Source organism: Nocardia sp. CY41, assembly GCF_009829325.1.
Taxonomy (GTDB): domain Bacteria; phylum Actinomycetota; class Actinomycetes; order Mycobacteriales; family Mycobacteriaceae; genus Nocardia.
Genome location: NZ_VUOS01000031.1, coordinates 1 through 11,573, shown reverse-complemented (window position 1 = coordinate 11,573; position 11,573 = coordinate 1). Strand labels below are relative to the sequence as shown.

The window sequence follows — 11,573 nt, the reverse complement described above, 5'->3', positions numbered from 1 at the left end:
TGACTATCGGCTGACTGCTGGAACCGGCACCGCGTCGATCAGCGCCCTGGTGTACTCGTGTCGCGGCTCGGCGAATATCTGCTCCGCCGAACCGTATTCCACGATCTTGCCGCGATACATGACGGCGATGTCGTGAGCCAGGTTCCGCACCACGGACAGGTCGTGCGAGACGAACAGATACGACAGGCCGCGCTCGGTCTGCAGGTCACGCAACAGATTCAGCACGCCCGCCTGGATCGAGACGTCCAGCGAGGAGACCGGCTCGTCGAGCACCAGCAGCTCCGGGTCCAGCGCGAGAGCGCGGGCGATGCTGATGCGCTGCTTCTGTCCGCCGGAGAAGTCGGCGGGGTAGCGGTCGGCGTGCTCGGGACGCAGCCCGACCTGCTCGAGCAGCTCCGGTACCCGACGGGCGATCTCGGCCCGCGAACGCCCGTCGATGCGCAACGGTTCGGCGAGCGCGTCGAAGATCGGCAGGCGCGGGTCCAGCGAGGCGGTGGGGTCCTGGAAGACGATCTGCATCTTCCGTCGGATCTCCCGCTTGCGCGCCTTGCTCAGCGAGGCGACGTCATTGCCCATGATCTCGATCGTGCCCTCCTGCGGAGAGACCAGATCGAGGATCTGGGTGAGCGTGGTGGACTTGCCGGAGCCGGACTCGCCGACCAGTGCCAACGTGCGCCCGCGGCGCACCTCGAAACTGATGCCGTCGACCGCCCTGATCTCGCCCTTGCGACGGCGCAGCAGCACGCCCGACGTGAGGGGGAAGACCTTCACCAGGTCCGAGACCCGCAAGACCACGTCCGACTCCACCTCGGCCTCGGCGTCCGGCTCGGCGATCTCGCGGCGATAGGCCTCGAACAACTCGTCGGTGCCGACCTCGGTGGTGCGGATGCAGGCGGCCGAATGCCCGGGTTCGACACCCTCCAGCGGAGGTTCCGCCGCCCGGCACTCGTCGATCGACACCGGGCAGCGCGGTGCGAACGAGCAGCCCGGCGGGAGCGCGTGCATGGCGGGCGGCGCGCCCACGATCGGGATCAGCGGCCGCCGCGGCGGACCGTCCATCCGCGGAATCGAGCCGAGCAGACCGACGGTGTATGGCATCCGTGGTGTGTTGAACAGCTCCGTCGCGGTGGCCGTCTCGACGATCCGGCCCGCGTACATGACGGCCACGCGGTCGGCCAGCGTCGCGGCGATGCCCATGTCGTGGGTGATCATGATGACGCCCGCGCCGGTGATGTCGCGCGCCTTGCGCAGCAGGTTGAGGATCTGCTTCTGCACCGTCACGTCCAGCGCGGTGGTCGGCTCGTCGCAGATGATCAACGCCGGATCGTTCGCGATCGCCATCGCGATGACCACGCGCTGGCGCTGGCCACCGGAGAACTCGTGCGGAAACGCCTTGGCCCGCGTCTGCGGGTCCGGGATGCCGACCAGGTCGAGCAGCTCCACCGCGCGTTTCGCGGCTTCGCCGCGGCCCATCTTGCCGTGCGCCAGGAGGGCTTCGGCGATCTGATCACCCACCCGGTACACCGGCGTGAGCGCCGACAGCGGGTCCTGGAACACCATGCTGATGGAACTGCCGCGCAGCTTGGACAGGTCGCGATCGCCGAGGCCGAGCAGTTCGCGGCCGCGGAACCGGATGGAGCCCGCGATCCGTGCCTGCTCCGGCAGCAGTCCCATCACCGCCAGCGAGGACACCGACTTGCCGGACCCGGATTCACCGACGATGGCGAGCACCTCGCCATCGGACACCGTGTAGGTGACGCCGCGCACCGCGTCGATCCGGCCCTCCTCGCTGGGGAAGGACACCCGCAGATCGGTGATCTCCAGCAGGGGCGCGGTCGAGGTCGTCTCGACCGTCTGCTCGGTTGTGCCCGCGCTCGTCATGCTTTCGCCTTCTTCTTCGACCGTGCCCGTTTGGCGCCGGGGTCGAACGCGTCGCGCAATCCGTCACCGACGAGGTTGGCGCACAGCACGGTGATGATCAGCAGACCACCGGCGAACAGGAACAGCCAGGGATAAGTCAACGCTGATTTGGTCCCCGCGGCGATCAGCGACCCGAGCGACACGTCCGGCGGCTGCACGCCGAAACCGAGGAAGCTCAGGCCCGTCTCCGCCATGATCGCCGAGCCCACGGTGAGGGTGGTGTCGATGATCAGGATCGAGGCGATGTTCGGGATGACGTGACTGAGGATCACCGTGCGGGTGGGCGCTCCCATGTACCGCGCGGCCCGGACGAATTCGCGATCGCGCAGGCTCAGGGTCAGGCCCCGCACGATCCGCGCGGAGATCATCCAGCCGAAGCCGGACAGCAGGAGGATCAGCAGCAGGATCGAACCGCTGCCCTTGGTGCGCGGCGCGAACAGCGCGATGACGATGAAACTCGGGACCACCAGCAGCAGGTCCACCAGCCACATGATCGCGCGGTCGGTCCAGCCGCCGAGCAGGCCGGCCAGCGAACCGGCGGTTGCCGCGATCGTGGTGGACAACAGCGCGACACACAGGCCGATGACCAGCGATTTCTGCAATCCGCGCAGGGTCTGCGCGAGCACGTCCTGACCGATCTGCGTGGTGCCGAACGGGTGTTCCGGGCTCGGCGGTTGGAGCAGGGCGGTGTAGTCCAGTTGCTGATAGTCGTAGGGCAGTAAGGGCGGCAGCGCGAAGCTCGCGACGAACAGCGCGATCAGGATCAGGCCGCCCGCGACGGCCGGCTTGTTGCGCAGGAAGCGCCGCAGCACCAGCCTGCGCCGCCCGGTCGCGGTGACCTCGGGGGTGCCTTGGACGATGATTTCGGCTTCCGTCATCCCACACGCACCCTTGGGTCGAGAATCGCGTACACGACGTCGGACAGCAGACCCGACACCAGCACCACCAGGCCGGCGAACGCGGTCACCGTCACCACGACGTACAGGTCCTGGGCGTTGATCGAGTCGACCAGCCACTCACCGACGCCGTGCCAGCCGAAGATCTTCTCGGTGAACGTCGCACCGGTGATCAGAGCGCCGAGACTGTAGGCGAACAGCGTGGCCATCGGGATCAGCGCCGTGCGCAGACCGTGCTTGTAGAGCGCCTTGCTGCGCGTGAGCCCTTTGGCGCGGGCGGTGCGGATGAAATCGCTCTGCAGCACATCGAGCATGGCGTTGCGCTGGTAGCGGCTGTAGCCCGCCATGGCGCCGAGGGCCAGTGCGGTGGTGGGCAGGATCAGGTGCTGGATGCGATCGATCAGCTGCGGCCCGAAGCCTTCGATCTTGTTCGCCGACGTCTCACCGGTATAGAGGAAGATCTGCGATCCGGCGAGCGAGTTGATCTCCAGCGCACCGTATTTGAGCAGCGTCGCGAGCAGGAACACGGGTGTGCTCAAGATCAGCAGCGACACCACCGTGGTGAAGTAGTCGCTGAACTTGTATTGCCGGATCGCGCCCGCCGCGCCGATCAGCACGCCGAGCACCGTGCCGACCAGCGAACCGACGATCAGCAAGCGCAGGCTCACCGCGACCCGCCGCGGCAGCTCCTCGCTCACCGGCTGACCGGCCAGCGTGGTGCCGAAGTCGCCGTGCGGGATGCCCGCCAGCCAGGTGAGATAGCGCTCCGGGATCGGGTCGTTGAGGTGCAGCTCCTCGGCCTTGGCGTCGATCACTGCCTGTGGCGGGCGCGGATTGCGTTGTTCGAGACTGTCCAGCGGACGGAACGTCAAGGACGCCAAACTGAACGTCAGGAACGAAGCCAGCAGCAACAGCACGACATAGTTGAGCGCGCGTCGTAGCAGGAAGCCGGTCATCAGTCCTCTGGTCTTTCGGCTGGACGAGCCAGCGTCGGTATTAGCCCCCGATCATAAGGACGTGGTCGGCGGCGCGCGTGCCACCCGACATCCGGGCATGTCCGGGGCTCGACCGGGCACCGGCCCGGGCGCGAGACCGGCGTTGTCCGGCAGGATGGAATGGGTGACGCCCCTGCACCTGCCCAAGCCGAAGATGGTCGCCACCGATGTGGACGGCACGCTCATCGATCACGACGAGCGGGTCACCGCGCGGACCAAGGCGGCGGTCGGCGCCCTGATCGCCGACGGCGTGCCGTTCGTGCTGGCCACAGGTCGTCCACCGCGCTGGATCGATCCGGTGGTGCAAGGTCTGGGGTACGCGCCGCTGTGTGTGTGCGGCAACGGCGCGGTGATCTACGACAGCGCCGCCGACCGGGTGCTGGTCAGCATGACGTTGGACGTGCCGACGCTCGCCTGGCTCGCCGACGTCGCCGAGCGGGCGTTGCCGGGTTGCGGTCTCGCGGCCGAACGTGTCGGGGAGAGCGCGCACGACGCGGTGACGCCGCAATTCGTCAGCTCGCCCCAGTACGAGCACGCCTGGCTCAACCCGGACGACACCTCGGTCGCCCGCGAGGAGGTCATCGACGCGCCCGCCATCAAGATGCTGATCCGGTTGCCCGGCGCGCGCAGCTCGGACATGCGCGCGGTGCTCGCTCCGCTGATCGGCGAGCGCGCCGACATCACCTACTCGACCGAGCACGGGCTCATCGAACTGTCTGCGCCCGGCATCACCAAGGCCGCCGGGCTGGCCGTGGTCGCTCAGCGGCTCGGCGTGGACGAGTCCACCATCGTCGCGTTCGGCGACATGCCCAACGACGTCCCCATGCTCACCATGGCCGGTCACGGCGTCGCGATGCGCAACGCCCATCCCGAGGCGCTGGCCGCCGCCGACGAGATCGCCGAAGCCAACACCGACGACGGAGTCGCGCGCGTCCTCGAACGCTGGTGGGTGTGAACTGTATCGAACCTCTTCCGGCCCGGGAGGTCTCCAGGAGCGCGTGAAGGTGCCGGAACGACTCGAAGCCCGCGCCTGGGGCGCGGGCTCCGGGCGACAGTCACTTTCCTGGATCAGCCTTCAGGTGATGGCGATGGAGCGGCGAACGCGGCTTGGGCCGGATCGTGTGGTGGGTGCACGGCGGCCGGGTGCTGCGGGTCCGGTTGCGACGGTCCGGTGAAGGCCGGTGCGCCTGGCCGTGCCGGTGTCTGGGCGAGTGGGGTTCTCGGCTCGGGTGTCGTGCCGACGGACGGTGCGGGGGTGGCTGAGGCCGGTGCACCGTTCGCGTTCTGCGCGCCAGCCGGAGCCGCGCCGTCCGGAGCGCCGTTGGCCGGGGCGTTTGGAACTGTGGCGGCCGAAGCCCCGTTCGCCGGGACGCCTGGAGCTGTGGCGGCCGGGGTGCCGTTGGCTGGGAGGCCCGGAGTGGTGGCGGCCGAAGCCCCGTTCGCCGGGACGCCTGGAGCTGTGGCGGCCGGGGTGCCGTTGGCTGGGAGGCCCGGAGCTGTTGCAGCCGGAGCGCCGTCAGCCGGGGCGGCCGGAGCCGGGGGGTCGGCCGGAATCGGGGCGCTTACCTGGGCCGCGACCGGGTTCCGGCCCATCTCCGCTTGGTAAGTGTCGTTGTAGGTCTTCCACACCGTCGTGACGAGGCCGGTCAGCTGGTTGAGAATCAGTGAGCCGTGCTCGAAGTCGGCGCGCAGGCCGTCCGGGACCGGGTAGGCGTTGTGCAGCGGGAGGCCGAGCAGACCCGTGTCGGCGCCGAGCTGTAGGAAGCGGTCCAGGATCGTGCCGAGCACCTCGACGACCTGTCCGTCCGGCGCGGTGTAGACGTAGCCGTTGGAGAACTTGGCGAACTGTTGGCCCTGCGCGGCGGGCAGCACGTCCGACCGGACGGCTCCGAGCGGGCCGTTCGGTCCGCCGGACTGCGACCAGTGCTTCGCGATGATGTTGTCCTGCACCATGTTCAGCAGCTTGGTGGTCAGTGCCGCGAGGGCCGACACATCGACCTCGCCGGATGCCGGGGGCGGGCTGTCGGCGCCGCTGGGCGCACCAGGAGCGCCCGCGGCGATATCGCGGATTCGATCCATCAGCGCGTACGCGGCGTCGCCAGGGCACGTGGTGTTGCCGACATCGCGGTGCGCGAAGACGACCGGCAACCGCACCGACTCGCCTTGGGCGTACGGGGTGTAGGAGGTCCCCTCGGAGACCATCGTGGTGGAGCCCTTGGGATCGAGGCCGGCCACCTTGGTGCGCCAGCCCACGAACGCGCCGATGGCCTCGATCGCCGCCTCCGTTGGTTGCTCGGACTCGTAGTTGCCCATCAGCGCGACGCCGGAGGTGTTCTCGTTGAACCCGCCCGCGTGCGCGCCCTGCACCGGGCGGTCGAGGCCGCCGAAGCGCCCCTCGAAGACCTGGCCGTATTTGTCGACCAACGCGTTGTAGCCGATGTCGCACCAGCCCAACGTCTTCGCGTGATAGGTGTAGATCGCGCGGACGATGCCCGCCGACTCGGACTTGCTGTAGTCGTTGCGGCCGGCGGTGTGGTGCACCGTGACGCCGCCGAGACCGTCGTCGTAGGTCGGCTCGTCGCAGCGGATGGATTCGTCGGCGCCCCACTGGGCGCGCGTGATCACGGTGGGCCCGCCGCCGGGCAGCGCAGCGGCGACGTCGCGCAGTTCGCCGTCGGTGGCGCCGCGTCCGGGATCGATGAGGACGGCGGTCAGGTCCGCGACTTGCCGAGCCGAGTCGTCGGAGCGTGCGGCCGGGTGCCGAGCCGGGTCGTCCGGGGCCGGCTGCGCCGCGTCGGCCGCGCCGGGTGCGGGCTGCGCCACCGGCTGGATCGCGTCCGCTGCCGTCTGCTTGCGGGTGACCAGGACTTGGACCGCGTTCGTGTCGCCGACGTAGATCGGCTCGGTGCCGTCGGTCGCGCCGGGGCCGGATCGGTCGGTGCGGTGGGTGTCGACCGGCTCGGTGTCGTACCACGGTCCCCAGGTGCCGTCGGGTTGCCGGGCTCGGATCGTGGCCTTGGTGTCCGTCAGCTCGCGAGCGGTGAGGGCGACCATGCTGAACGGGGTGTCGCTGGAGAGTTCCTTCACCTGGGCCCCGACCTGGCTCAGCAGGTCGGGGCTCACGGCGCCGGGAGACAGCGCGGGAGTGTCGGGCGTGGTGCCGGGCTGCAGGCGAGCGGGATCCGCGATGAAGCGCACACTGCCGGTGGCGCGTCCGGAAATCGGCTGAGCAGCGGAATTCAGGTGCTCGGGCGTTCGATTCGGATCGAATTCCGGTTCGGAGGTTTGGCCGGAATTCGAGCTGGGTAGTCGTATTCCTTCCGGTGGCCGCGCGTCCGGTGGCAGAGATGCGCCGGGAATCGGAATGGATGCGGCGCCCTGCAGCATGCGTAGATCGGAAAGATGCAGATCAGGCAGGGTCAGCCCGGTGAGTTCGCGCAGCGGCAACACGATGTCGGGAGCGTGTGTGAGCGCGACCTCGGCCAGTTCGGCCGGTACGGCGGCGGGTTCGCTGTCGTTGGCGGTGCGGTAGTCGGACGTATCGCCGAGCGTGAGCGTGCCGAGCGGGGCGGCTACCGCGAGGGTGGTGACCACCGGGAGGACGTAGGAACGTTTCGGTTTGCGGTACCGCACGAGCGTCTCCAATCAGGTCGAACCAGTGATCACGGGTGATTCCGAGTTACTTCCTGATGTATCAATGGTCACAATAGCCACATTTGTCACATGTCTAAACCTCTGGTTGAGGATTATGTGATTGCCTGAATGTAGCTGGCTGATTGCTGGCTCGTCTCGGAAACCGATGTAAAAGGTGGATAACTACCGGCCCTGGAAACCGTGGGAGTGAACGGATGCATCGTCGAGCACGTATGCGGGGGACGGAAAAATGCTGGTGAAAACGATATTTCCGCGTCGAGCGCGCGGTGCGGGCCCGGGCGGGGGACCGCCGCGCTGCACACGATCGGCTCCGGCGATGCTGATCGGAGTCGGCCTGATCGTCGGCAGCCTGTTCGCGGTCTCGGGCCGACCGATCGATGCGTATCGCCCCCTGGCCGGACCAGGGCACGGGCGCGGCATGAGCCAGTTGGGCGCCTTCGACCAGGCGCGAGCGGGATGGGGAGCCGAACGCATCCTGGCGCACTATTACCCCGGCGCGACGCTCGGCGCCATCGCGCCCACGGCCGTCCGGGTTCGCCTCATGGCGCGGGACGACTCCGCACTGGACGTCTTCGCGGCTGCCGGTCTGCGGGTGGCGGGCCGGGAGGTGGCGCCCGGCCAGGTGGCGCACCTGACGGCGCTGCCGGGCGGCGGCGCGAACGTGGTCGTGACGGTCGGCTGCGACGGTGCGGTGCTGTGGCAGGCGGCGACCGATGACCCCTGGATCCGTCCCGCCGATCCCCGGCCGGACCGGCCCGCGCCGGAACATCTGACCTTGTGTGGAGGTCCGGCGTATCGCGGCGCGCTGGGCGTCGCCCTCGAGGACGGCGCGGCCCGCGTGGTCAACCAGGTGGACGTCGAGGACTATCTGCGCGGCGTGGTCCCGGCCGAGGTGCAGCCCAACTGGGCGGACAAGGGCGCGGCCGAGGCGCTGCGCGCCCAGGCGATCGCGGCGCGCTCCTACGCCCTCGCCGAACAGCGCTACCCGTACGCGCAGACCTGCGATACGACCGCCTGCCAGAGGTATCCCGGTACCGCGCAGGAGGATCAGCGCACCGCGGCCGCCGTCGCGGCTACGACGGGTGCGGTCCTGCTGCGCGAGGGCCGGATCCTGCGAACGGAGTACTCCGCCGCGCCCGGCGGAGCGGAGCCCATCGACATCCACACTTTGGATGTCGGACCCGCGCCGGAGGAGTTGGTCACCACCGCGCCCGCTGAAGATCCCCGCACGCAGGTGGCGGTTACGCCCGGTTCGCCTGTGGATCCGCGTGCGCAGGTGGCGGTCACCCCCGGTTCGCCTGTGGATCCGCGTGCGCAGGTGGCGGTCACCCCCGGTTCGCCTGTGGATCCGCGTGCGCAGGTGGCGGTCACCCCCGGCGCGCCCGTGGATCCCCGTGCGCAAACGGTGGTCACCGAATCGGCAGTCGATGCCGAGTATCGCCGCATCGGCGGCGCCGCGAGCAGTATCGGGACGCCGCTCGGACCGGAGATGATCCTGCCGCAGCGCGCGGGCAGATACCGGATGTACACCAACGGTGTCATCGTCGTCACGCCCACATTGGGCGCGCAGGTCGTCGACTACTCCCGCATGCTGCAAGAGGTCCCGGAACCTGCCGGCTCGCAGGCCGTTTCCCCCAGCGCGGCACCCGGTGTCGCGGCTCCGTCCAACGCTGCTGCACCCACGGGGATCGTGGCGCCTGAGGTCGGTGGCGTTCCAACGACTGATCAGGCGGGCACGCTCGGTGGTGCGAGCTCGTCCGGTACCGGTGCGTCCGGCGGCGTGATTGCGCCCGGAAGTGCGACTCGGCTAGGAGCCGCCGCGACCGGTGGCGTGAGCACACCGGCCGGTACAAGTTCGCCTGGTGCCGGAGCGCCCGGCGGTGTGATCGCGCCCGGTGTCGCCGGACCTGGGGGTGCGACTCGGCCAGGGGCCGCCGCGACCGATGGCGTGAGCGCACCCGGTGTTGCGGGGGCGCCTGGTGCCGGCGCGCCTGGCAGCGTGGCTGCGCCTGCTGGGATGTCTGCATCTCGCGATGCGACCCGGCCTGGTCGAGCCGCCGCGGCCCGATGATGTGAACACGCCGGATGGGCGGGAGTGCCTGGTGCCGCTGCCTCCGGTGGTGTCCGCGTGCCCCCGGCCGGCGGTGCGACTGGCCCGGAGTCGCTGTGACCGATGGTGGCGGCGCCCTGAGGTGTGGGTGCGTCGGGTATTGCCACATCTGGCGGTGCGGCTTCGTCCCGTGCCCGTGCCTGGTGGTGCGTTTTTGCCGCAGTTACTGCGACTGGTGGGGCTGCGCATGTGCCGCGCAAGGTGCCGGTTCGGGTTGCGGTGCCGGTGAGTCAGGCGGTGCGGCGGCCACGCGGTAGACGATCGCCGGCAGTGTGTTGCCGAGCAACTCGACGGACCTGCGGCAACCCTCTGGCGGGCGCTCACCGCGCCGCAATACTCGGTACGGACCACTCTGAGCGACGCCCGGGTGGTCCGCGCACCGAAGGCCCCTGCTCGTCCCGGCAGTCGCCCGTCCAGGCCGCGCCCGCACCGGTATTTCGGTCGGGGTGAAAATTGCCCCACGAAAGCAGTTGACCTTGACGTAGCGTCAACTTGCAAGCTGGTTACACCGACGAGAGCAAGGAGGGAGGGGTGGTCATGCGGACCGGGGAATGGTCCATTCAAGATCTGGCGAAGGCGGCCGGTACCACCAGTCGCACGCTGCGCCACTACGGGCAGCTGGGGCTGTTGCCGCCCAGCCGGATCGGGGCCAACGGCTACCGCTATTACGACCAGGCCTCCCTCGTGCGATTGCAACGCATCCTGCTGCTGCGTGAACTCGGCCTCGGCCTTCCGGTCATCGCCGAAGTCCTTGCGGGAGGGCAGGACACCGCCGCCGCGCTGCGCACGCACCTGGGACTGCTGCGGCAGGAACAGGATCGGATCCGGCGGCAGATCGAGTCGGTGCAAACCACGCTGCACAAGACGGAAAGAGGTGAACAGCTCGTGGCTGCGGAAGTTTTCGACGGCTTCGACCACACGAAGTACAAGGACGAGGTGATCGAACGCTGGGGCAAGGACGCCTACGAGAGCGGTGACCGCTGGTGGCGCTCGATGTCCGATGCGGACAAGAAGGCCTTCCAGCAGACCCATCTCGACATCGCCGCCGACTACGGCCGGGCCCGGGCCGACGGGCTCGCGCCCGACGCCGAGCAGGTGCAGGCCATCGTCCAGCGCCACTACGACTGGATCGGCATCGGCTGGCAGGGCCGTCCGGTGGTGAAGGAGGCGTTCGTCAACCTCGGCGAGATGTACGTGGCCGACCCACGTTTCGCGCAGAACTACGACGTGCACGGCGCGGGCACCGCCGAGTTCGTGCGGGACGCGATGAAGGTCTACGCCGCACAGCGGCTGTAGCGCAAAACCATCCGGCGGCCGGTACGCATGCGCGCGTACCGGCCGCCGGTCGTTCGGTCCTCGAGAGCTCCCATTCCCTTGTGCGACTGTCGCTCTCGGGTCGATTTCTGTCGGTACGGAGCGGTAGGGTTCGGTGCCGAGGGGGTTCGATGAACAATTCGTACGTACAGCGCGGGGTGCCGGCCGGCAACAAAGCACCGTCGACCTGGCACGCCGCGTCTGCGGTGATCGGGGCCTGTCGCGGTGGCGGCGGAATCTGTGTCGGTGCGCTGTCGGCATCAGGGAACTCAACAGCTCGACCAGCGGACTTCCCGACGCGACCAAGGATTTCGACGCCTGGTGGGCTGCGACTCGTATTCGTAGCGTGCAGGAAATCCTGCTCACGGTATCCGCGTTGCAGGCGCTGGTCCTGATCGCCGGTGCGGTCCTGCTGCTGCTCGGCAAGTCGGCCGGGCGGCCCGCGGTGCTGATCGGCTCCGCGTGGGGATTCTTCGGCGGCCTGATAACGGCGACCTATGGCGGCGAGTACGGTGTGGCGGCGCAGTCGGCGGCCTCGCCGTTCTACCTGATCCTCGGGGGGGGTGTCCCTATGGTGTTCGTCAAGCCGCTGAGGTCGTGGGTGATCGGTAGAGTTCGCCGTGTTTGAGCATCGCGTAGAGGACGTCGCAGCGTCGCCGGGCCAGGCAGATGAGGGCGGCGTTG

At 69.0% G+C, this 11,573-nt stretch carries 8 protein-coding genes; 4 read left to right on the top strand and 4 right to left on the bottom strand.

The genetic code is table 11. From position 1 onward, the window contains the following. Positions 1–3: 3 nt before the first annotated feature. Genes GVY64_RS30335 through GVY64_RS30325 form a run of 3 tightly spaced genes read right to left on the bottom strand, consistent with a single transcriptional unit; the run spans position 4 to position 3,772 of the window. Positions 4–1,881: an ABC transporter ATP-binding protein gene (locus tag GVY64_RS30335; protein WP_159848976.1), complete on the bottom strand. Its 1,878-nt coding sequence runs from the start codon at positions 1,879–1,881 to the stop codon at positions 4–6. Then, the gene (locus GVY64_RS30330) at positions 1,878–2,798 is read right to left on the bottom strand and encodes an ABC transporter permease (protein WP_159848973.1); all 921 of its coding nucleotides are present in this window, start codon (positions 2,796–2,798) and stop codon (positions 1,878–1,880) included. The genes GVY64_RS30335 and GVY64_RS30330 overlap by 4 nt, the downstream gene beginning before the upstream one ends. Then, on the bottom strand, positions 2,795–3,772 hold the full coding sequence (locus GVY64_RS30325; protein WP_159848970.1) for an ABC transporter permease: 978 nt from the start codon (positions 3,770–3,772) through the stop codon (positions 2,795–2,797). Before GVY64_RS30325 ends, GVY64_RS30330 begins: the two co-directional genes overlap by 4 nt. A 154-nt stretch (positions 3,773–3,926) precedes the next feature. Here GVY64_RS30325 and GVY64_RS30320 point away from each other — a divergent pair, with 154 nt between their 5' ends. Beyond that, entirely contained in the window at positions 3,927–4,766 is an 840-nt protein-coding gene (locus GVY64_RS30320; protein WP_159849150.1) for an HAD family hydrolase, read from the top strand. Between the two features lie 113 nt (positions 4,767–4,879). On the opposite strand, the gene GVY64_RS38785 is transcribed toward GVY64_RS30320, so the two are convergent. After that, positions 4,880–7,444 carry an N-acetylmuramoyl-L-alanine amidase gene (locus GVY64_RS38785; RefSeq protein ID WP_159848967.1) on the bottom strand — a complete coding sequence of 855 codons (2,565 nt, stop codon included), beginning with the start codon at positions 7,442–7,444 and terminating at the stop codon, positions 4,880–4,882. A gap of 337 nt (positions 7,445–7,781) precedes the next feature. On the opposite strand from GVY64_RS38785, the gene GVY64_RS38780 reads away from it, so the two are divergent. The 3 genes from GVY64_RS38780 to GVY64_RS30300 all read left to right on the top strand — a co-directional run bounded on the left by GVY64_RS38780 (position 7,782) and on the right by GVY64_RS30300 (position 11,517). Further along, on the top strand, positions 7,782–9,536 hold the full coding sequence (locus tag GVY64_RS38780; protein WP_268895683.1) for a SpoIID/LytB domain-containing protein: 1,755 nt from the start codon (positions 7,782–7,784) through the stop codon (positions 9,534–9,536). 576 nt (positions 9,537–10,112) lie between these two features. After that, positions 10,113–10,871 (top strand): MerR family transcriptional regulator, encoded by a 759-nt coding sequence (locus GVY64_RS30305; RefSeq protein ID WP_159849148.1) that lies wholly within the window; start codon positions 10,113–10,115, stop codon positions 10,869–10,871. Positions 10,872–11,235: 364 nt separating this feature from the next. Next, positions 11,236–11,517 carry a hypothetical protein gene (locus GVY64_RS30300; RefSeq protein WP_159848964.1) on the top strand — a complete coding sequence of 94 codons (282 nt, stop codon included), beginning with the start codon at positions 11,236–11,238 and terminating at the stop codon, positions 11,515–11,517. Positions 11,518–11,573 lie beyond the last annotated feature (56 nt).

Coding starts and splice junctions, on each gene's coding strand:
- GVY64_RS30335 (WP_159848976.1), bottom strand. CDS start 1,881: ATGACGAGCGCGGGCACAACCGAGCAGACGGTCGAGACGACCTCGACC.
- GVY64_RS30330 (WP_159848973.1), bottom strand. CDS start 2,798: ATGACGGAAGCCGAAATCATCGTCCAAGGCACCCCCGAGGTCACCGCG.
- GVY64_RS30325 (WP_159848970.1), bottom strand. CDS start 3,772: ATGACCGGCTTCCTGCTACGACGCGCGCTCAACTATGTCGTGCTGTTG.
- GVY64_RS30320 (WP_159849150.1), top strand. CDS start 3,927: ATGGAATGGGTGACGCCCCTGCACCTGCCCAAGCCGAAGATGGTCGCC.
- GVY64_RS38780 (WP_268895683.1), top strand. CDS start 7,782: ATGCTGATCGGAGTCGGCCTGATCGTCGGCAGCCTGTTCGCGGTCTCG.
- GVY64_RS30305 (WP_159849148.1), top strand. CDS start 10,113: ATGCGGACCGGGGAATGGTCCATTCAAGATCTGGCGAAGGCGGCCGGT.